Here is a 21,967-nt window from a genome sequence, read left to right as displayed (position 1 = left end):
AAGGCTAAAGCTAAAAAAACCGCCAAATTTGGCGGTTTTGTTTTTCATCAAAAATTATTTATTTTTGTCTTTCAACTGAGGGATCGCAGATCCTGTACCGACAGCCAATAAACCAGTATTGGTATAAATACCAAGTTTTGCGCGGGTGTCCGTGATATCAAGATTACGCATAGTCAATTGGCCGATACGGTCAGCAGGACTAAACATTGAATCACCTTTTTCCATGGTTAAACGCTCAGCTTCATAAGTGAGGTTCTCTGATTCAGTGTTCATAATCGTGTAGTCATTACCACGACGAAGTTCTAAAGTCACAGTACCTGAGATTGCTTTAGCAACCCAGCGTTGTGCTGTTTCACGTAGCATCAATGCTTGTGAATCGAACCAACGACCTTGGTACAATAAACGACCTAGACGTAAACCATTGATACGATATTGTTCAATAGTGTCTTCGTTATGAATACCAGTTACAAGACGCTCATAAGCAATATGAAGAAGTGCCATTCCCGGAGCTTCATAGATGCCACGAGATTTTGCTTCAATAATACGGTTTTCGATTTGGTCAGACATACCTAGACCATGACGACCACCAATGCGATTGGCTTCAAGAATGAATTCAACAGGGTCTTCAATACGTTTGCCATTTAATGCAACAGGGAAACCTTCTTCAAAAGTTACAGAAACTTCTTCAGCTTCAACTTTTACGTCTTCTTTCCAGAACGCAACACCCATAATTGGCTCAACGATTTTGATGCCCGCATTGAGGTATTCAAGATCTTTTGCTTCGTGAGTTGCACCCAACATGTTTGAATCTGTTGAATAGGCCTTCTCTTTCGACATTTTGTAATCAAAACCATTGTCGATCAAGAATTGTGACATTTCAGCGCGACCGCCTAATTCATCAATAAATTGCTGATCTAACCAAGGTTTGTAAATTTTAAGTGCAGGGTTGGTTAATAAACCATAACGATAGAAACGTTCAATATCGTTCCCTTTATAGGTTGAACCATCACCCCAAATATTAACATCATCTTCTTTCATTGCTGTAACAAGCATTGTACCTGTTACTGCACGACCTAATGGTGTTGTGTTGAAATAAGGAACACCACCAGTGCTGATATGGAATGCACCACATTGAATTGCAGCAATACCTTCCAATGCAAGTTGTAAGCGGCAGTCAACCAATCGGGCTTTTACAGCACCGTAGTTTTCAGCTTTACGCGGAATTGCATCGTAGTCATCTTCATCAGGTTGACCTAAGTTTGCTGTATAAGCATAAGGTTCTGCGCCTTTTTGTTTCATCCACAATAAAGCTGCTGAAGTATCTAGACCACCAGAAAAAGCGATACCCACTTTTTTGCCTACTGGTACATTCTGCAAGATCGTTGCATTATCAGTCATTGCTCGTCCTAACTATTTCGAAAGAGGCACCACATACATGGGTGGCCAAAGAGAATTTTATAAACGCACTATTGTAGCACTTTTTCAATCAATGTTTTATTGGATTTGAAGGTTAACATTGAAAAAAAGACAATTTATAGAGCGAAATGAATTTACTTAAATGACCTATGCACCCCATTTAAAAACTTATAAGAAAAGTCAAATTAACGAGGTGTGAAATTTAATAAGAAGTTGAAAAGGGGAGTGAAATAGGGAGATTGATGTCTACCATTATTGGATGTTTATTTTTGATTGGATTTCCAATAGGTACTTGTATAGGGCTGCTGATTTTGCTGAATGTGCGTAAGGCCAAATGGCAGGCTGCGGATTGACCTATGTTAAAAGTAAGATAAATTGGATGTTTAGGGTTAACTCAATATATCTGATTTGTTCGGGATCATAGCTGATCATTTAAACCAATAAACTGCTTTTCAATCGGGGTAAATACATGTTCACTTCGTGCAATCAGATAGAATCCAATATCTCGATATTGTTCGGGTGTTTCTCGATAATATTGAATATTAAATTTTTTAATCAGTGACTTTGCAATCATTGAAATTCCCATACCCAATTGAGTGAAATTGACTAAGGCTTCATGATCATAAATATGGGTTAATTCACCTTTGGTTAAATGATAATCTGTATAAATATGATCTAAAGTGGTTGCATAACAGCATTCTTCAGAGGCAAGTAAAATATTTTGATGATTGAGACAGTCTTCAAGGCTGTCATGGTTGATGACATTTTTCCCAATAATCACCAATTGATCATCTGCCTTTTGAATATACTGAATATTTTTCTGTTTTGGGTGACCTAGAACATAAGCGATATCTAAGTTTCCGCGTAAAATTTCATCTTCAATATAGCCTGTAGCACCTGTTTTCATGGTGATTGAAAGCTCAGGGTAGGTTTCATAAAGTTGACTAAAAGATGGGTAGAAACGCATCCCGCCTAAACTGGTGTTGGTACCAAAGCGTAAATATTTTTCCTGTTGATAGATTTTATTTTCTGTTTCTTCCCACGTGAAGATCATTTTTTTATATTGTTGATATAAATTCATTCCTGATTCGGTCAGCTCAACACCTTTGGGTTTTCGGATGAATAGTTGACGTTTATAGTGATTTTCAATCTTTTTTATTTTTGCAGTCATATTCGATTGTAAATAATTGAGTTTATTTGCTGCTGCGGTAATGCTTTTTAGTTCAGCAACAGTCACAAATGATTTGATATCACCCATATCGATATTCATTTCAATTCCTCAATAATGCATTGAATACGTGCTGACACTAAAGTATCTGCTTTAGCATCAAAAAAAATGATGTGTACATTAAAACATAGCATTATTCATGATGTCATTTATTTTCTATACTCTATGTACTTTCCATCTGTTGAGTACAGCAAATGAATCTTCGAGTGATTGGTGCAATTGTATTATTGTGTCTCGTCTGGGGATCTTTGTGGGGATTGGTCAAACATAGTTTGCAAATATTTCCGCCATTCTTATTTATTTCTACGCGTTTAATCTTAGCTGCGCTTACCCTTATGTTGGTTCAAGTACTGTTAAGGAAATCTGTTTTACCCGCAAAAGGTGAATGGCAAAAACTGATGATCTCAAGTTTGATGATATGTATTGGTTTTTATGCAACACAAACCTTTGCCATGCAATTTGTTGATTCAGGATTGTCTGCGGTTTTAGTGTTTACTATGCCTATTTTTATTGGTGTATTGGCGCATTATATTTTAAATGAGCGTTTAAATAGCCAAAAAATGATTGGGTTGGTTCTTGGCACATTGGGCTTGGTTGCAATTCTTTGGCCACAATTACATCATATTCATTTGAATTTATCGTTAATTGGTCAAGCTTTCTTAATCTTGTCTGGCTTCTTCTGGGCTTTAACCACAGTTTATATCAAACAGAATTTTGCAACTTATGACAAAATCAAATTGACCTGTTGGCAATTGCTGATGGGTGGGGTGGTGATTCTGATCGGTGCTTTAATTTTTGAACCTGTAGATGTTAAAGTTTGGATGAATCCACTGAATGATTCAATCCTGTTCTATATTGCTGTGATTGGGACAGGTTTTGCCTTTGCCTTGTGGAATTGGATTGTGAGTCAGGTGGATACCTTTGTTGCGTCTATTTCAATCATGTGTATTCCTATTCTAAGTTTATTTTTTGGTTATGTGCTTTGGCATGAGCCGATTACAATCAACATTATTATCGGTGCTGCGTTTATTTGTTCAGGAATTATTTCAAGTTCTTTAAATCTTAAAATCAAGAAAAAACCTGAAACCTTATTGAGTTGTGAGCATCGTTAAATCAATGAGTGGACATTGTTGAATTAATTTATAGTTGATTAAATTTATATAATTTTTAATTAAAGTAAAAAGCAAAATCAGTGAACATTTATTGGTTTTGCTTTTTTTTTTCTATTTTTACTTGATATTTGTTTGTTTAAAGCGATGCATTGAAGCTTATTTTAACTGGTTTTTAAATTGGTCTGACTAATTTTGGTTTTGCAGTATTTCTAAACCCGATAATAAACTTAAATCAGTGTTACTAAAAAGTGTATGAAAGAATAGGATACGACTAAAGTTGTAGAAAATTAGTTTAATTTAAAAAAATATAATATAAAACAAATGAGTTGTTCGATTTGAAACCCTGAAATCTGAAGGATTGATCTGTGAATCAACTGAAATACTTGCAATATTGGTCATACCAAAATAATTAATTGAGTGCCAACTATTGATCTTTAAATCAGCAAAAATTAATATTAAGTGGCAGTTAGTGCAAAATTTTTTAATTTAAAACTAAATTGGTCATACCGATTATTGAGAAATAAATGGATGATTCAATGACATTCCACGTTCTAGCAAGCATTTCAAGGAGATGACAATGCTTCAACATTGGCAACAGATTTATGATCCGATGGGCAATATCTGGGTATCCAGTGCCATTGCGCTGATACCAATTATCTTTTTCTTTTTAGCCCTTGCTGTATTCCGCATGAAAGGAAGTGTTGCGGGGACAATTACAGTTGTATTGGCTTTACTGGTTTCATTATTTGCTTATCAAATGCCAACGATGATGGCATTGGCATCATTGGTCTATGGTTTCTTTTATGGTTTATGGCCAATTGCTTGGATCATTATTGGCGCAGTATTCCTATATAAAGTTTCAGTAAAAACAGGGCAGTTCGATATTATTCGTTCTTCGATTTTGTCGATTACTGAAGATCAACGTCTGCAAATGCTTTTTGTTGGTTTTGCTTTCGGTACTTTCTTGGAAGGTGCTGCTGGCTTTGGTGCGCCTGTTGCGATTACCGCAGCGTTATTGGTGGGGCTTGGTTTTAAACCACTTTATGCGGCGGGTCTATGTTTGATTGTGAATACAGCACCTGTAGCATTTGGTGCAATGGGGATTCCAATTATTGTGGCTGGACAGGTTTCTGGTGTAGAAACAATGGAAATCAGTCAGATGGTTGGACGTCAGTTGCCATTTATGGTTCCAATTGTGCTGTTCTGGATCATGGCAATTATGGACGGTTGGCGTGGTGTAAAAGAAACTTGGCCTGCTGTGATTGTCGGTGGTGGTTCTTTTGCGCTTGCACAATATTTGACTTCAAACTTTGTGGGTCCAGAATTACCCGATATTACCGCTTCAATTGCGTCTTTGGTTTCATTAACGATTTTATTAAAATATTGGCAGCCAAAGCATATCTTCCGTTTTGCAAATGAAGATGACAGCATGAGCGAAAATCTTGCTGAACAGAAACAGCAGAAATATAGCCTTGCTCAAATTGCCAAAGCGTGGTCACCATTTGCGATTTTAACTGTGATGGTTACGATCTGGAGTGTAAAACCATTTAAGGATTTATTTACCAAAGATGGTGCGCTGCATGATTTAGTGATTTCTATCAAAGTGCCATATTTGCATCAAATGATTCAAAAGATGCCACCTGTTGTTGCTGAAGTAAAAGACTATGATGCAATTTATAAATTTGATTGGTTCTCAGCGACGGGTACCGCAATTATTATTGCTGCAATCATTACCATTATTTTCTTAAAAATGAAGCCAAAAGAAGCAGTGGTTACTTTTGCTGAAACCGTTAATGAATTAAAAATTCCAATTTATTCGATTGGTATGGTGTTGGCATTTGCTTTTATTGCTAACTATTCAGGAATGTCTGCAACCTTGGCTTTGGCATTGGCACATACGGGTCAAGCATTTACATTCTTCTCTCCATTCTTAGGATGGTTAGGTGTATTCCTTACAGGTTCGGATACTTCTGCAAATGCTTTATTCGGGGCATTACAAGCCACGACTGCGCAACAAATTGGTGTCCCAGAAGTATTACTGGTTGCTGCAAATACCAGTGGTGGTGTCACTGGGAAAATGATTTCTCCTCAGTCGATTGCAATTGCATGTGCGGCGGTGGGGCTGGTAGGTAAAGAGTCTGATCTGTTCCGTTTTACGGTTAAACACAGTATAACGTTTACTGTAATGATCGGTATTATTATTACACTACAAGCTTATGTGTTCCCATGGATGATTCCATGAGCATAAAACGTCACTGAATGAGGAAAGCAGATGAAAGTCTCTGACAAAGTGGTACAAAGCCTTCGTATGTTAATTGAAGAAAAAAACATGCAAGTCGGAGAACGTTTACCTGCTGAACGAAAGTTGTGTGAACAACTGGGCGTATCCCGTTCCTCTTTAAGAGAAGCGATTTCTCAACTGACCAGTACTGGAATGCTGGTCAGCAAAGGCGGGGCGGGGACCTATTTACAACAATTCCCGGTGAATTGGTCACAAAACCAGATTGTTGAATCTTTAAGTAATTTGATTGATGAAGACCCAGCATATCGTTTTGATGTGCAGGAGGCGCGAACAATCCTTGAGGGTGGTTCAGCTTGGTATGCGGCACAACGTGCAACACCTAAAGATCTGGCTCAGATTCGCGAATATTATGATCAGATTTCATATTTTCAGTCGATTGGTGATGATGAGCAAGCTTCACTTGCCGATGCTAAATTTCATTTGGCGATTGCTGAAGCATCGCACAATTTAGTGTTGATACAGATGATGCGGGGCGTTTTTGATCTGTTGCAGTTTAACGTGCTCTTGGGTAGACGCAAAGTGTACTCAGAAACACATCGATTTGATCAATTGCATGATCAGCATTTTAAAGTGATGGATGCAATTGAACGTCATGATCCAGATGCTGCAAGAGATGCGGTCTGTGGACATATAGAATTTGTAGTACAGCAAGTGCGTATGATTGATGAGGAAGAAGCCCGTCGTCAGCGTGCGAGCCGATTAAACAGGATATGAGCATGATTATTTCTTCTGCGAATGACTATCGTGAAGCCGCGCGACGTCGTTTACCCCCATTTCTTTTTCATTATATTGATGGTGGTGCGTATGCGGAATATACACTAAAACGAAATGTAGAAGATTTATCAAAAATCGCTTTAAGGCAACGTGTTTTAAATGACATGTCACAGCTAAGCCTAGAAACAAAATTGTTTGATGAAACTTTATCTATGCCAGTTGCATTGTCTCCTGTTGGATTAACAGGGATGTATGCACGTCGTGGTGAGGTTCAAGCTGCTGTGGCGGCAGATAAAAAGGGCATTCCTTTTACCTTGTCGACCGTATCTGTTTGCCCGATTGAGGAAGTTGCACCAGCAATTAACCGCCCAATGTGGTTTCAGTTATATGTGCTGCGTGATCGTGGCTTTATGAAAAATGCTTTAGAGCGAGCCAAAGCTGCCGGTTGCTCAACTTTGGTGTTTACTGTTGATATGCCTGTACCCGGTGCGCGCTATCGTGATGCACATTCTGGTATGAGTGGTCCAAATGCAGCGATGCGTCGTTATATGCAGTCGTGCTTCCATCCGCATTGGGCTTGGAACGTCGGTTTGCTGGGGCGTCCACATGATTTAGGCAATATTTCCAAATACTTAGGAAAGCCGACTGGACTTGAAGATTATATCGGTTGGTTGGGCAATAACTTTGACCCGTCTATTTCATGGAAAGACCTTGAGTGGATTCGTGAATTTTGGGATGGCCCGATGGTGATTAAGGGGATCCTTGATCCTGAAGATGCCAAAGATGCGGTACGTTTCGGTGCCGATGGTATTGTTGTATCAAACCATGGTGGTCGTCAGTTAGATGGTGTCTTATCGTCTGCGCGTGCACTTCCGCCAATTGCAGATGCCGTCAAAGGGGATATTAAAATCCTTGCTGACTCTGGTATTCGTAATGGTTTGGACGTGGTTCGTATGCTGGCATTGGGCGCAGATACCTGCATGCTCGGACGTGCTTTTGTCTATGCATTAGGAGCAGCAGGTGGTGCAGGCGTTTCTAATCTGCTTGAGTTAATTGATAAAGAAATGCGTGTCGCAATGACTTTGACAGGCGCCAAAACAATTGCAGACATTAATGCTGATTGTTTAGTCAAGTTAGACAAAGCATAGGATGCGTGATGTATTTTTGATACGTCATCAAGCTAAATGACAGTGTTCAATTTGATAAACGCAAATGTCATCCATGCAAATTTCATCTGTAGTGCTTTGAGGCAGAACGACCTTATAACATGATGTATTTGCAAAGCATCAAATGAAAAGATGTGATTTAACGAGTTTTGCGGATGAGCATGGTTCAAGCTACTTTTCATCAAAAAAGTAGTTTGAACTGATCGTTGATCCCTCAATACAAATAATATTGAAAAAAACGCTGTCGGAATGAATGCCTTATTGAATGAGATTGAATAAGGGTTCATCAATAGGATAGGGAAAATGCAATCTAATATTGATTCACAACACACCATTCAGCAATTGATCAACATCGTCGGTCAGCAACACGTTTTAACTCATGATCATGCTACCCGCTTGTATCGTCAGGGTCGTCGTTATGGCTCAGGGCAAGTGCTGGCTGTTGTGGTTCCTGGAACCTTGTTTGAACAATGGCAAGTGCTACAAGCTGCTGTAAATGCAGACTGTATTGTGATTATGCAAGCTGCAAATACTGGGCTCACAGGTGGTTCAACACCTTTTGGTGATGATTACGACCGACCCGTTATTTTAATGAGTACACGTCGTTTGGCGGGTATCCAAGTGATTAACCAAGGTCAGCAAGTGATTTGCTTACCAGGTGCAACCTTAGATCGTCTTGAAAAAGAGTTGGCACACTATAATCGTGAGCCGCATTCAGTGATTGGTTCATCTTGTATTGGTGCATCGGTTTTAGGTGGAATATGTAATAACTCAGGTGGAGCATTGGTCCGCCGAGGTCCTGCATATACTGAACTGGCACTTTATGCACAGGTCAATGCGTCAGGTGAGTTAGAGTTAGTCAATCACTTGGGGGTGAATCTGGGTGAAACACCTGAAGAAATTTTGACAAAACTCGAAAATAAAAACTATCAATTCAATGATGTTATTAATAATGCCAGTTGTTGTGCTTCTGATCATCGTTATGCGCATGATGTTAAACAGGTTGATGAAAATACACCTGCACGATTCAATGCGGATCCATCACGTTTATTTGAAGCTTCAGGTTCTGCAGGTAAAGTCTGTGTCTTTGCAGTACGTTTAGACACCTTTGAAAAAATTCCAAGTCAGGTATTTTATGTGGGGACCAACTCACATGATGATTTGACGGAAATCCGTCGTTTCTTACTCAAAGATTTGCCAAGATTACCGATTGCGGGTGAATACATTCATCGTGTTGCCTATGATATCGGTGCTGAATATGGCAAAGATACCTTTATGTTTATCGAGAAATTTGGTACTGCAAAAGTGCCTGCTGCATTTGCATTAAAAGATAAGGTGGATGGGTATCTCGAAAAAATCGGCTTACGCAGTTTGTCTGATAAAATGTTGCAGATGGTGACAAAGCTGCTGCCGAATCATTTACCAAAACGGATGAATGAGTTTCGTGATTTATATGAACATCATTTGATGATTCGTATCGAAAATCAGGATGTTGAGCAAGTAGAACGCTTTTTAAAAGAATATTTTCAACATAAAACATCAGGTGATTTTTTCCATTGTACGGATGAAGAAGGGCGTAAGGCTTTTTTACATCGTTTCGCAGTGGCAGGTGCAGCAATTCGCTATCGTGATACACATCGTTCGGAAGTTGAAGATATTGTGGCGCTGGATATTGCTTTACGCCGTAACGACCGTGAATGGGTAGAGACTTTACCTCAAGAGATGGATGATTTAATTACCCATAAATTGTATTACGGACATTTCCTTTGCCATGTGTTTCATCAAGATTATATTGTCAAAAAAGGGGTAGATCCTTTGGCGATGGAACATCAGATGTGGCATTTGCTGGATAACCGTGGTGCAGAATATCCTGCGGAACACAATGTAGGGCATTTATATATTGCGAAACCTACTTTAAAAAATCATTATCAAAAGCTTGATCCAACCAATAGCTTTAATGTCGGCATTGGGCAGACCAGTAAATTAAAATATTGGAAGTGATGATATTGCGTCGTATTCATTTGATTTGTTTATGGTGGTTTATCAGATAAACAGTCTGTTAAAAAAGTAATAGATGAATGGACTGATTTATTTAATGAAAATAGCCATGCAAAAGCATGGCTATTTTTTATTTCTGTTCGCCTAATTTGGAGGAAATAAATCCAAGTACAAAAGCACTGATAAAGAAGGTAACAACCGTGTAGAGTGCAGATTGTGTGGTAAACCAAATTGCAATGGTTAAGATCGTAACGATCGCTGTACAAATCCAAATCGCCAACCCAGAAGTTGCTAAAGCTTGTTGAGATGGAGCAGGGTCAATTTGATCTGGTGTGGATTGATTTTCTTTAATATTTAAATCGTGAATAGGGGCATGTAGATTCACACCATAAAAGAAATAAGGATGATCATCAAAACGTGCAAGCTCAATACGTTGCATTTCAATAAAAGAAATTTGTTGTGAATGATCCTGTGCTGTATTTTCAATGTGTTGTAGCAATTGGGTTAAGAAATGGGCATCATTTAAATCTAAGGGTAAGCCACTGGTGCGTAATAAAATGTACTCAGGATAATGTTGTTCGATTAAAGATTTAAAGTCATCAAAATGGTAGCTATTTTCTACCCCAAAAATTTCTATAAATAAGGGTTTACGCGCTGCTAAATTGACGAGTGCTTGCTGTTGATCAATAACTAAATAAGCATACTGACTCTCACCAAAGTCCTCTTGGCGTTCTTCTAGATCAACTTGGTTGCGTTCATCGTTGATATCAAGATCATCTATATATCTTGTCCAGAAAATATTTTCTTGCTTAAACAGCATAAACCATAAAATCGGAATGAATGCATTTGCTTCGAGTTCAAAAGATGCGCTTTGAAAAAACTCTGCCCATTGATTTTGACTACCTCTTGGCATATGGCTAAAGGTAGAACTGGTTAAAAATACCGGGTGGCTCATAAGGTTGATGCCTTTTCTTATTTACTTTTATTCAGCAGTTATATTGCAAAATAACGAAAATTGACACAGAAGATTGTTATAAAACTGTATAACACTTTTCTTTTATTTGAGTCATATCAAGATGTGTTGCTTCTTGCTGTGGGTAAGACAGATAGAATTGACACTATCTACGATGAAAATATCAAAAATTGCCATCAAAAAAAAATTAAAACTCGATAAAGTAGTATGCAACAAGTTGCAAAGCCAAACTTAAAGGATTCATCATGACAAATAGCTATGCAAATATCTTAAAACCACTCCATCTGGGATTTACGACCATTAAAAATCGTGTCGTGATGGGTTCAATGCACACAGGTTTAGAAGATCGTTTTTATAACTACCCAAAACTTGCTGCATATTTTGGAGAACGCGCCAAAGGTGGTGTTGGGCTAATTATTACAGGGGGGATTTCCCCAAACCGCCAAGGTTGGTTGTTGCCAGCCGGTGGTACGATGAATACTTTAGGTGATATTGCACCACACCGTTTAGTCACACATGCTGTACATAAGCATGGTGCAAAAATTCTGATGCAAATTCTGCATGCAGGGCGTTATGGTTATCAACCGTTTGTTGTATCTTCAAGCCCAATCAAATCACCGATTTCGATGTTTAAACCACGTCAGATGAGTGACAAACTGATTCTTGAAACCATTCAAGATTATGCTGAAACAGCTAGTCTGGCAAAAAAAGCCGGCTATGATGGCGTAGAGATTATGGGTTCAGAAGGCTATTTACTGAATCAATTTTTAAGTCGCCATGTGAACCAACGTGAAGACCGTTGGGGCGGGCCAATTGAAAACCGTATGCGTTTGGCAGTCGAAATTGTAAAAGCAATTCGTGCCAAAGTTGGTGAAAAATTTATTATTTGCTTCCGTTTGTCGATGCTCGATTTGGTCCATGACGGTAATACCATGGATGAAGTGATCACTGTTGCACAGGCATTAGAAAAAGCAGGTATTACTTTACTCAATACCGGGATTGGTTGGCATGAAGCACGTGTACCCACGATTGTAACCTCTGTCCCGCGTGCTGCATTTGTAGATTACACCGCGGAAGTGAAAAAGCATGTCGCTGTACCTGTCATTGCTTCCAACCGAATTAATATGCCTGATACTGCTGAGGAAATTTTGGCAGCAGGTAAAGCTGATATGGTGCAAATGGCGCGCCCATTATTGGCAGATGCTTTTTGGGTAAGTAAAACCGCAACCAATCGTGTTGATGAAATCAATACTTGTATTGCATGTAACCAAGCCTGTTTAGATCATAGTTTTCAAAATAAGCGTGCAAGTTGTTTGGTGAACCCAAGAGCAGCGCATGAAACTGAACTGGTTTATCTTAAAACAAAAAAACCGAAGAAAATTGCGGTTGTTGGCGGTGGTGTTGCTGGAATGTCAGCAGCTACTATTGCGGCAAGTCGTGGACATCAGGTGACTCTGTTTGAAGCCTCTACTGAGGTCGGTGGGCAGTTTAACCTTGCTAAAGTTGTACCAGGTAAAGAAGAATTCCATGAAACCATACGTTATTTTAAGGTTCAGATTGAAAAAACTGGTGTGGACTTACGTTTAAATACCAAGGTGAATCGTGAGCAACTAGAACGTGAAGGTTTTGATGATGTGGTGATCGCAACAGGTGTGATTCCACGGGGTCTAAATATTGAAGGCAGTAACGCACCGCAAGTATTGTCTTATGCGGAAGTCTTGCGTGGCGCACCTGTTGGTAACAGAGTCGCTGTTGTTGGTGCAGGTGGTATTGGTTTTGATGTGTCGGAATATTTGTTAAAACCTGAGCATCAGCCGCAACCGCAACCTTTGGCGGATTGGCAACGCGAGTGGGGTGTAGACCCAAATCCCAACTATATGACTGAAGGTGGTTTTGTTCCTGCTGAGGTAGAGCAACCAATTCGTCAAATATATTTGATGCAACGTAAAACCACACCTCTGGGTATTGGTTTAGGTAAAACCTCGGGTTGGGTACACCGTGCACAATTGAAAAAACATGCGGTAAGAATGATGCGTGGCGTGCAATACAAGTCTGTCACCAATGAAGGATTATGGATTGAAAGCAATGGTCATGATCAATTGTTACGCGTCGACACGATTGTGGTGTGTGCAGGTCAGGAATCCGTTAAGGACTTAATGCCTCAAGAGGGTGAGTCAACTTTAGCAAATTACCATATTATCGGTGGTGCAAAATTGGCTGGTGAGCTTGATGCAAAGCGTGCGATTCGTGAAGGTGCTGAAATAGCAGCTAAACTTTAATCAAAATCATCTATTTTGATGAAACAATATGCATTTGAATGGTTTAAGTCTATTTTTTTCTTGTCAGAATTGGAAAAGCTTAGTATTCTTGCGCACATGGAAGCGTGGCAGAGCGGTTTAATGCACCGGTCTTGAAAACCGACGAGGGTGTGAGTCCTCCGTGAGTTCGAATCTCACCGCTTCCGCCAAATATTGAATTAAGCCCTTGTTATTACAAGGGCTTTTTTCTTTCTTGTGTTTTTGTCCCACATTGTAACCCACATAAAATTTTGGATTGGAAAAATCAAAATAAGAATTATTCAGACAGTTTTGGAAAATAGGTAAATTGAGTTTAATCTGAACTCTTGCAGAATAGATTCGTATATAAATATACTTTATGCCTAATTTTTGATCTTATTCTTATTGCTCGTAGTCGTGATGATCCTTTTTATCGATTTTATCTTGATCTTCAATTGATTTGTTTATGGGCGTCCTGTCAGATTTGCAAGGAGTGGGTATTATAGAAACATTCTTAGCTGTTCGTTTTACTACTTGGGCTGTAGATGTTTTCTTTGTAATTTTATTTAGCCGTAGTTTTGTTTCATTTTGGGTTGGAATATGTGTGTCAATCAGAGCACCAGCATTTTGCTCAGTACTTTCATTTTTGGGTCTAGTATCCCAACTTTTCGATTCGGATAAGATCATTTCATTTTGAAGAGACTTTGTGGGAAGTGGGGAGGGACTAGTCTCACTAACCAATTTCGTTTCTTTATTGATGCTTTGGCATGACTCTAAAGAAGTTTGATTTTCGCTCTTAGATTGAATTGGTTTATGAGAGTTTTCATCTGTGTCAAATCCATTATTCTCTAGCAATGCTTGTGTATCGTCTTCGCCTTTTTGTGGGTGTGGGGTGGTTTTTGGGGCTAAACTCTGTCGATAGCTTAAGCTCCATAAGGTATGCTTTTTCGCGCTCATGAGCTAAGTTTAACTGCGTTTGTAGTGAGATATTTTGCGAAATGAGCAAGTTTAAAATCTGTTTAAAATTTATTTCATTATCTTTGTTTGATTTTTTATCGAGTAATTCGATAATGGCTGGCATAGCTTCATTTAAATCTATTTTACCTTTGATTTTATTTATTTTATTGTTTCTTTCTAGGTAGTAAATCTGTGTTCTGGAGAGACCTGTTCGTTTGCTTAGCTGAAGTACTGTTAATTTTTCCATGTTTAATTCTGTTTAAAATGAGTTTCTGTGTTGAGCGACTATACAGATAAAGTGATTCAACTTTAAGCTAAAAGACATATAAAATGTGCTTTGTAAGATAATTTTTAGTTTTATACTTCATGAAAAAATGTGCTATTTTTTTATTTGTAAAATTGAAGCACGATGGAACATCGCTTTAGGGATAGAATTTACTAGATGAAGCTATCAAATATTGAGTATACACAGCGTATCCAAGAGTTAGAAATTCTTTTGAATTTTTATCAGATGCAGATTAAGCCCCTTAGCATGAAAGAGATGTGTCTGCATGATGAATATTATTCTGTAATGGGTTATCTAAAACTCATTTCTCAGATTGAAAAAATCATTTTAAAATTTGTGTATAACGGGAAGTTAGAACATAAAGAAGAGCAAGATATTATTGTTTTACTCAAAGACATATATAAACAAGGACCAGGGCGTTTTGAGTTAGAAAAAAAATCCACTTTGAATATGGGACAGACAGAGCCTCAGATTGATGCGAAAAACGTTGTGCTATTTGGTCAACTTCATTGTATTGCTAAGATCATAGTTGACGCCGATTATACGAAGGCGCTTTATCAACTTTATTGTATATGGCCCGAAAACATTTCAGTAGGGACTCGCAAAGAAAGTTTTACTGATATCATTAAAAAAAGAAATAAAATTATTTTGCAGAAAAGTTTATCTATTCTAGAGAATTTTAAGTCAGACATTTGGAAGTTAAGAGATAAACGGATCACAGAATTGCAATCTAAGTTTGATCAAATGTTAGGTTCAAAAAACAGTGTAAAAATACTCTGTGTTAATTTATTTGTTCCCGAACACTATGGTGAAGCTCCAATTCAATTTTTAAATGAAGCTTTAAAAAAACTTCGTAATCAAATGGGTAAGCAAGAACACTATCTTGGTCTGTTTTATAAACTTGAATATGGTATTAATGGGCAATTTTTTTACTTTTGTGTAGTGGTTTTTGAAAATTTTAAAAGTATTGCGATAGATGAGTTATATAAAAATATTGCTACTGTTTGGCAAGCCATATGTATGGGAAATCATAGTTTAGAAACTGATCCTTTAGATCATTTGTCAGAGTTGCTCAATACGAAGCTTTATCGCACTGCGACTTTACAAGCTGGAGTCATTTCTAGAAGGAGTCAGAGTTATAATCAATTTATAAGAACAACACTTGCTTATATTGTTAACGTACCACATCTCTTACAAATATTTTATAGGAACTATGGTTTGATAGAAAAGGAGCCGTATGACTGTGCTGACAAACCTAGAGAAATCCCTAAAAAGGCCATTAGGCTAAGAAAACCAAAAAAAATGGAACATCATCAGGGAAATCAATCTCTTCTACAAGCTTTAAAATTAAAAAATGTTTTTAAGCCTTTGCAAAAGGATATCCTGGATATTGGGCTGTGTTATGAACACATCCCCTATATTGATCAGTCATACAGCCAGATTATTCTGAACTTCACACCGGCAATGATCCGGATGGAAGTCGCAGTGCTTTTAGCCCCTGTCTGGAAAAGAGATCCAGTTATGAATGTCGGTAAAGAAATTAAGGAAAACGATTGGGGCGGTTTAATCCAGGATGATGTACAAGAACACAAGAATATTAAAACTTTACTTCAGTATGTTGATTTTATTGGTCCACGGGTTCTATGCTTTATCGCTGCTTTTTTAATGCTCCCAAAACAAGATTCTCATGTTTATGGTTTTAGTTTGTATAAAACTGCATTACATCAGAAGATTCGTGAACTAATGGCTTTACCCCTTAAAATGTTTAAGGAACAAATAAAGGGCTTGGTAGATGAGCATTTGATGCCCGCTGCTGCTTTTACCAAATTAGATAGCCTGCTGACTAGCCGACGGCTTCACACAGAATCATTACAAGACTGGTTAATGGTGCAGGAGCGAGTCAAAAAAAGATCATTTCTCGCGGTTGAGAGCTACGTAAAAAAACTGGAAATCAAACAGAATATTTACAGAGATGTAGAATTTACGATTACCGTTCAAAATTCTCAATCTTTAAAACCAATCGATACCCTTTTGAGAAATGTTATTGATTATTTTAACAAAACTCATGAGGAGCTTATGGGGTATATTGGATATTGGAGTTTTCAGCAGGTAGATGAGCAGAAGATTAAATATATTGCGACCCTCACATTTTATTTGGATGAACGTTATATAGAAACGATAGGACCAGAAAGTTGGTTTGAAAAGCTCAAGCTTCAGGCTGAGTCTCGTCTGGGTAAAAAGATGAATGCATTGAATATTGATGAAATAAAGGTGAAACAAATTCTTTTTCAAGACGGCATTGTTGAGTACATCGAGTCTTTTCAGTCACGATTTATTAAAAAAATTCACCCTAAACGTTATGTCTCCAGTCACTTATTTGCCTTGATTCATCGTGATTTATACTGGATGCATACTGCTATCCTCCAGAAACAAATTTTGATTCGCGGGAGAAATGGCTACAAAAAAAGAACTAAAAAAAAGGAAAAGAAAGAGGCTTAACTTCCGCTTAGGGCTAATACACAGAAATCAAAGCTATGGCGATATTTTGAATTGAAGACTTGTCGGAAATACGGGAGGACTTTTTAGATTAGGTCCTAGGTAAAATGATGTTATCTAAACTATATATATCATTAGATTAGATATTTAATTCATACTATCTCTCGTTATCCATTTACATTATGAAGTTTAATAGAATCATAATATTAATTAAATATTTCTATCTTGTAGTCTCATCACTACAAGATAGATAGAGTTATTGATTAACTAGAATAATAAAAATTAAAAAATATTTGGATGCGCTACCTATGAAACTTAATAGCATGGTAGACAATCCAATGATGAATGAAACCGAAACTCTAATTGCAATAGAGCAACTGATTCTGGAAGTGAGCCAGACGCTAGATGGTGAGCGTTTAACTCATAGACGAAATGAACACAAACTACGCGCTTATGCTCGGCAATGCTGTGATTTGATCCCGGCCTTTAAGCAGCTTATTTCCCAAGATATTCAACTGATGTTCCCTATAGACAGTTTTAAGCGTGTCCTCGATATCGCGAATAGGCTTTATCTCAAATATGGTTTAACTGTACAGGAAATTCCTTATGTGGATCAATATATCGAAATTTGTCAGGCGATGTATGTATCACCTGGCGCCTATCAACGAGATCAGAAGAAGTTCCACGATCAGGAGTGTTGCAACAAATTTAAGCTGGAGGAGTATCTAGGTAATTTAATTCAAAAGCATCGTAAAACCCTTTGGGTGAGGGTCGAGCTTAAGTATTTTAGTGAAAGTTTGGATGAAATTTCCATTCTAGATGTTGATCGACATTTCAAAGCCTTTCGTAAACGTATATCAGATAAAGATACCTGTTTTAGGGGCTTAGTTGGATTTGTCTGGGCATTGGAACAGGGGAGTGAAACTGGTGCCTATCATGTGCATTTACTGCTTATTTACAATGGATCTTTAAGAGAGGGTGAGTGGAAGATTGCAAGTGAGGTTTGTGCATTATGGGAGAGCATGACAGATGGATTGGGTACGGCGTATAACCTACAGGATGCTAAATATAGGGCGACTTATCAAGCAACAGGAAGAGATGGATTGGGTCTAGTTGAGCGAAAGGATGTGAGTAAAATTGCCAATTCCTTTTACCTTGCAATGTATCTCACTCAACCTGAAAAGTATGATCAGCGTTTGCGGGCGAAAGTACCTAAAATGCGAACATTTGGATGTGGGCAATTTAAACTCAGTCCTTACATGTTACGTCAATCGCGGATGGTATCAAATGAGATCGAATTACCTTTCTAAGCTTACACCACACTATTACAGACTAGGGCGCTTATAGCGCTCTGGTCTCACTATGCTTTAGATCTTTAAATTTTTGCTTCGGCATTTATTTTTTATTGGGTTGCACATGCTATGTGCAGAAAGCACGCCTTCATATCGAATAGGAACCAATCAGATGAATGCGTTAAATCCCCAAACTTTTCAGATCAACCAAATCTTAAATATCAAACAAGTGATTCAAATTACAGGACTAAGTCGAGCAACAATTTACTCAATACTTGATCCTAAATCTAAATACCATGATGCGACGTTTCCCAAACAAATCATTTTATCCACTAATCGAGTCGGCTGGATTGCTCAGGAAATTCATGAATGGATTCAACTAAAAATTAACCAGAGAGCGAATTGATTTGTCACAATGAATCAAACCTATGGAATATTTTTTTCAAAAAAATTAAAAATAATTGCATTGGTCTTCCTATGAATTTAACAATAGGAAGACATACATGCAACCAATGAATTTCCCCTCTCTCGAACACCTAATTGCCCCACGTCTGGAACGTGATGTTCATGAACTATTTTTGAGTATACGAAGCAAACGTGGTGAATATGATGTTAATGACTGGAACAAACGACTCTTAGAAGATATCCAAAATTGGCATTTAATCTTCGCAACCAATGACTATCGTTATGGTTTCTGGCTAGAGACCTTGATGAATTGTTATCGAGCTAGCCAATTTGAATCAGGAATACTATGTGTGAGTGACAAAGATCAAGCGAGTCAGCTTGTAGCTTTAACACTAGCAAAATTAGAACGTGTTTTCCAAAGTGCGGATATTTTGGAAATCCTTAAAGAGCAAAATGAAAGACATGTTAAACAAGTACAACGATATCAAGATGAGTATGACAAAGTCACTCAGTACTGTTTTGATTTGAATAAAATTAATCTGATTTGTGCATATCAACCTGAACTTGCAGAAACAATTTCTATCTTAGAGATGAATAAACATATTCAACACTTCAATAAACATCTTAAGCAACAGGAATATTTTCCAGTAAATTATTTGTATTGGTATCGACGAATAGTTCGTATTCCAGAAACCAATCAATACATCATGCTTTTATCGATTACGGTCAATGCAAGAATTTATTCAGATACTTCTTATTATGTAGATCGATTGATTGCGTTATGGAATTTCTCAACAGGTTTTCAGGGAATGGTGATTGACTTAAATAATGAGAGTAATTATAGCCATGAATTGGTCAATCAATTGTTTACCGAATTTGATGATCAGCATGATCTTGATAGTTTACTCAAGCGCGATATTGTCAATACCAGCAAAGACTCAATGGGGGTTCGAGTATGGCCGATAGGTTTTAAGCACTTTATTGGAACGTCAGGGAAATGACATTGAAATTAAAGGATGGAATCAATCCGCCATCCTTTAATTTTTACTCAAATATTGTGAGTGCAATACTTGTAAAGCTAGTTGATGTGCAAAATTAATGGAAATAGATTCAGCCACAAAAAAAATCTTGAGGTGGTTTAAAGTCTAAAGTGTGTTTGCGATATACAATCTTTTTGCCTATATGCTGATCAAGAAAGGTCAATTCGTTATATGGGTGGGAATATTCTTGCCCATAGAGTGGACCACCAATACATTTGAGTCGCAACATTTATTTCCATCAAGTTTTGCTAGCAGTACATTATAGATCAGAATAGAAGACTATGATTTTGGACATATCAAATCTATTCGTCATTCAAAATGACAAATATAATCTACGACTTCACTGGTTTTAATCTTGAATTGACTATGGGCTGGGATTTGAAATGATTCACCAGATTTATAGATTTTTATCTCAGGCGCATGACCAATTTGCACACTACATTCTCCAGAGATGATTTCGATACGTTCAGCTAAATGAGACTTAAAGGTTAAGGGATCCTCGGATGGAAGAATTACACCTAGAGTTTTTTTAGTTCCGTCTTTTAATTCAATAGCATGGCTAATCGATGCGCCATTAAAATGAACATTGGCTTTCTTTTTTATCGAAATAAAATCGAATTTTTCTGTCACAGGTTGCTTCCTAAATTTTTATAATGGACTGAGCCTATTTTAATAAATAGCATTCACTCGTTTCAAGATTTTAAAACTAGGCGAATTTAAAACAGTTTACTGTTGATCTTCACGTGTATTGCGGCATGTAGAATAGTCTATCTGTATCTAAACGTATTGACACCCTTTAATGCACTGATTATCCTTGGCTTGCTGGTCTACATTTGCCAGTCGGTTTTGACAGACCGTTTACACACAAGTACATCAAAAAATTCATTTTTTTGGTGGCGAACTCGTTCGTTCCTCCTCCGTTGCGGTAGGGCGAGGGAGGGACGCCTTGTGCGTGCTGATTCTTGTGTGTCAGTCTGTCAACCCTTTCTCGTTCTGCCACCATTATTTGACAGTAATTTGGTAGAACTCTTTAATACACACAAGGAGTCCGCCATGCGTACTATTTCAATTATAAATTTCCTTTTATCTTCTCGAACTTTGCTTGTGCTTGATTACAGCACATAGCTCTCTTACATTGATTTTTTTCTAAAAATTTGAACACGATCAATATAAATCATGAATTTGGGTATTGCCCAGAATAAGTCATGTCTGCGTTTTATTAAAACAATATGATTGATTTAAATCCGATCTCAAATAAAGAAATTTCAAATACACATTACCTCAGTGAAGCCATAACGCTCTAAGCATGGGCATTAAAAACATAAGTCATTACGAGAGGATAAAATGAAATTAAAACACATTTTTTCATTGTCAACTGGTGTTCTGCTGACTGCCTGTAGTAGCGCATTTGAATCAGAATTTAAGGATGGCTGCCGTAACTTTGGTGGCAATCGTAGTTTCTGTTCATGTAGCTATAACGAGGTAGAGAAACACTACGGCGAAGACCGACTTAAACAGATCAAGAACCCCATGCAATTTCCAGAAGATTGGGAACAGCAAGTCCAGCAAGCAGGTTTAGCCTGTATGTCTGAATTGGATTAGGAGCGTCTAAATATGAGAAATGTATGGATTACCTACTTGCTGATTATGTTGGGCTACTGGTTCAAATTGATCTGGAGCTTTCCAGTTGGTTATACCAAAGCCTATCTCTTGGGCAGAGCATTTGTCTGGCCGTTTACCTTTTTGGAATGGCTATTTTCTTAGTTGTATCAAGCAAACAGATAAAAATGAATGGATAAAAATGATGAAGAAATTGATTTTTACAGCAGTATTTGCTCTGGGGATTCATTCCTTGAGTTATGCCGCACCTTCTTATGGATTAGGCTCAGCTGAAACCATGGCACATTTGGTGAATGCCCAAAAAGGTCGAGGTTATGACACGATTTGTACCTACCGCTCTGCGACACGCCATTATGGTGTACATGAAGTTCAAGCCTCAATGACAAATGGTTGTGAACAACAGCTTGCTTATACCGCAACGTGGGAAGGTGGTGGCGTCTTAAGAGTATTCGGCACAAGTAACAATTTAATTGTTCGACGCGTTAGCTACCGAGCACCTGCCAAAGTATCACAACCAGCACCCACGGTAAGCAAATATAAAAACTTATGTGACAACCCGAATATGTCAGTGACGTTTAACCAAAAAACGGGTGAAACAACAGATTGCAGAACAGGGGAAGTGAGCATTGATCCCCAAATTAAAGCATTCAAAGAACAAGGCTTATGGCCACATCAATAAGGAAAGC

Annotated in this window: 19 protein-coding genes, 1 tRNA gene and 1 pseudogene; 14 read left to right on the top strand and 7 right to left on the bottom strand. The window is 37.8% G+C overall.

The features are described from left to right. Positions 1–54: 54 nt before the first annotated feature. Together argG and AC07U8_RS14635 are read right to left on the bottom strand one after the other, a co-directional pair. Positions 55–1,398, bottom strand: coding sequence for an argininosuccinate synthase (gene argG, locus AC07U8_RS14640; RefSeq protein WP_004724905.1), 1,344 nt, complete (start codon positions 1,396–1,398; stop codon positions 55–57). Positions 1,399–1,834: 436 nt separating this feature from the next. Further along, the gene (locus AC07U8_RS14635) at positions 1,835–2,686 is read right to left on the bottom strand and encodes a LysR family transcriptional regulator (RefSeq protein ID WP_004724903.1); all 852 of its coding nucleotides are present in this window, start codon (positions 2,684–2,686) and stop codon (positions 1,835–1,837) included. Positions 2,687–2,838: 152 nt separating this feature from the next. Here AC07U8_RS14635 and AC07U8_RS14630 point away from each other — a divergent pair, with 152 nt between their 5' ends. The 5 genes from AC07U8_RS14630 (at position 2,839) to dld (ending at position 9,939) form a co-directional block, all read left to right on the top strand. After that, entirely contained in the window at positions 2,839–3,756 is a 918-nt protein-coding gene (locus AC07U8_RS14630; RefSeq protein WP_239045254.1) for a DMT family transporter, read from the top strand. 571 nt (positions 3,757–4,327) lie between these two features. Next, positions 4,328–5,998, top strand: a complete 1,671-nt coding sequence (lldP, locus tag AC07U8_RS14625) for an L-lactate permease (protein ID WP_171066882.1) — start codon at positions 4,328–4,330, stop codon at positions 5,996–5,998. A gap of 30 nt (positions 5,999–6,028) precedes the next feature. Beyond that, positions 6,029–6,772, top strand: coding sequence for a transcriptional regulator LldR (lldR, locus tag AC07U8_RS14620; protein WP_034618110.1), 744 nt, complete (start codon positions 6,029–6,031; stop codon positions 6,770–6,772). Between the two features lie 2 nt (positions 6,773–6,774). Next, on the top strand, positions 6,775–7,920 hold the full coding sequence (gene lldD / locus AC07U8_RS14615) for an FMN-dependent L-lactate dehydrogenase LldD (RefSeq protein ID WP_494738182.1): 1,146 nt from the start codon (positions 6,775–6,777) through the stop codon (positions 7,918–7,920). Between the two features lie 321 nt (positions 7,921–8,241). Then, positions 8,242–9,939, top strand: a complete 1,698-nt coding sequence (gene dld / locus AC07U8_RS14610; RefSeq protein ID WP_034618112.1) for a D-lactate dehydrogenase — start codon at positions 8,242–8,244, stop codon at positions 9,937–9,939. A 127-nt stretch (positions 9,940–10,066) separates the two neighbouring features. Here dld and AC07U8_RS14605 read toward each other — a convergent pair whose 3' ends face one another. Further along, positions 10,067–10,891: a hypothetical protein gene (locus AC07U8_RS14605; protein ID WP_494738181.1), complete on the bottom strand. Its 825-nt coding sequence runs from the start codon at positions 10,889–10,891 to the stop codon at positions 10,067–10,069. 263 nt (positions 10,892–11,154) lie between these two features. Here AC07U8_RS14605 and AC07U8_RS14600 point away from each other — a divergent pair, with 263 nt between their 5' ends. Together AC07U8_RS14600 and AC07U8_RS14595 are read left to right on the top strand one after the other, a co-directional pair. After that, positions 11,155–13,188 carry an NADPH-dependent 2,4-dienoyl-CoA reductase gene (locus tag AC07U8_RS14600; protein ID WP_004823046.1) on the top strand — a complete coding sequence of 678 codons (2,034 nt, stop codon included), beginning with the start codon at positions 11,155–11,157 and terminating at the stop codon, positions 13,186–13,188. Between the two features lie 98 nt (positions 13,189–13,286). Further along, positions 13,287–13,376: transfer RNA gene (locus AC07U8_RS14595), tRNA-Ser, on the top strand. Between the two features lie 211 nt (positions 13,377–13,587). Here AC07U8_RS14595 and AC07U8_RS14590 read toward each other — a convergent pair. Both AC07U8_RS14590 and AC07U8_RS14585 read right to left on the bottom strand, forming a co-directional pair. Beyond that, positions 13,588–14,040, bottom strand: coding sequence for a hypothetical protein (locus AC07U8_RS14590; RefSeq protein ID WP_494738180.1), 453 nt, complete (start codon positions 14,038–14,040; stop codon positions 13,588–13,590). After that, complete coding sequence (locus AC07U8_RS14585) at positions 14,027–14,389, bottom strand: hypothetical protein (protein WP_494738179.1); 363 nt, start codon at positions 14,387–14,389, stop codon at positions 14,027–14,029. Before AC07U8_RS14585 ends, AC07U8_RS14590 begins: the two co-directional genes overlap by 14 nt. 195 nt (positions 14,390–14,584) lie before the next feature. On the opposite strand from AC07U8_RS14585, the gene AC07U8_RS14580 reads away from it, so the two are divergent. From AC07U8_RS14580 to AC07U8_RS14565, 4 genes are all read left to right on the top strand, one after another. Then, the gene (locus AC07U8_RS14580; protein WP_494738178.1) at positions 14,585–16,927 is read left to right on the top strand and encodes a hypothetical protein; all 2,343 of its coding nucleotides are present in this window, start codon (positions 14,585–14,587) and stop codon (positions 16,925–16,927) included. A gap of 305 nt (positions 16,928–17,232) precedes the next feature. Continuing rightward, complete coding sequence (locus AC07U8_RS14575) at positions 17,233–18,234, top strand: hypothetical protein (RefSeq protein ID WP_494738177.1); 1,002 nt, start codon at positions 17,233–17,235, stop codon at positions 18,232–18,234. A 154-nt stretch (positions 18,235–18,388) separates the two neighbouring features. Next, positions 18,389–18,622 carry an AlpA family phage regulatory protein gene (locus AC07U8_RS14570; protein ID WP_494738176.1) on the top strand — a complete coding sequence of 78 codons (234 nt, stop codon included), beginning with the start codon at positions 18,389–18,391 and terminating at the stop codon, positions 18,620–18,622. Positions 18,623–18,719: 97 nt separating this feature from the next. Further along, positions 18,720–19,622 (top strand): hypothetical protein, encoded by a 903-nt coding sequence (locus tag AC07U8_RS14565; RefSeq protein WP_262781154.1) that lies wholly within the window; start codon positions 18,720–18,722, stop codon positions 19,620–19,622. A 36-nt stretch (positions 19,623–19,658) separates the two neighbouring features. Here the strand turns inward: AC07U8_RS14565 and AC07U8_RS14560 are convergent. Beyond that, positions 19,659–19,890, bottom strand: a pseudogene (locus AC07U8_RS14560) (hypothetical protein). A gap of 80 nt (positions 19,891–19,970) precedes the next feature. Next, the gene (locus tag AC07U8_RS14555) at positions 19,971–20,291 is read right to left on the bottom strand and encodes a pyrimidine/purine nucleoside phosphorylase (protein WP_494738175.1); all 321 of its coding nucleotides are present in this window, start codon (positions 20,289–20,291) and stop codon (positions 19,971–19,973) included. A 714-nt stretch (positions 20,292–21,005) separates the two neighbouring features. On the opposite strand from AC07U8_RS14555, the gene AC07U8_RS14550 reads away from it, so the two are divergent. The 3 genes from AC07U8_RS14550 to AC07U8_RS14540 are packed head-to-tail and all read left to right on the top strand — an operon-like array spanning position 21,006 to position 21,960. Beyond that, positions 21,006–21,263 carry a hypothetical protein gene (locus tag AC07U8_RS14550; protein WP_262781157.1) on the top strand — a complete coding sequence of 86 codons (258 nt, stop codon included), beginning with the start codon at positions 21,006–21,008 and terminating at the stop codon, positions 21,261–21,263. Positions 21,264–21,275: 12 nt separating this feature from the next. Beyond that, positions 21,276–21,425 (top strand): hypothetical protein, encoded by a 150-nt coding sequence (locus tag AC07U8_RS14545; RefSeq protein WP_494738174.1) that lies wholly within the window; start codon positions 21,276–21,278, stop codon positions 21,423–21,425. Between the two features lie 37 nt (positions 21,426–21,462). Continuing rightward, positions 21,463–21,960, top strand: a complete 498-nt coding sequence (locus tag AC07U8_RS14540) for a hypothetical protein (protein WP_494738173.1) — start codon at positions 21,463–21,465, stop codon at positions 21,958–21,960. The last annotated feature ends 7 nt before the right edge of the window (positions 21,961–21,967 follow it).

The sequence above is a fragment of the Acinetobacter sp. GW821-FHT01E09 genome, from assembly GCF_059422385.1.
This window is presented reverse-complemented; position numbering and strand designations above follow the sequence as displayed.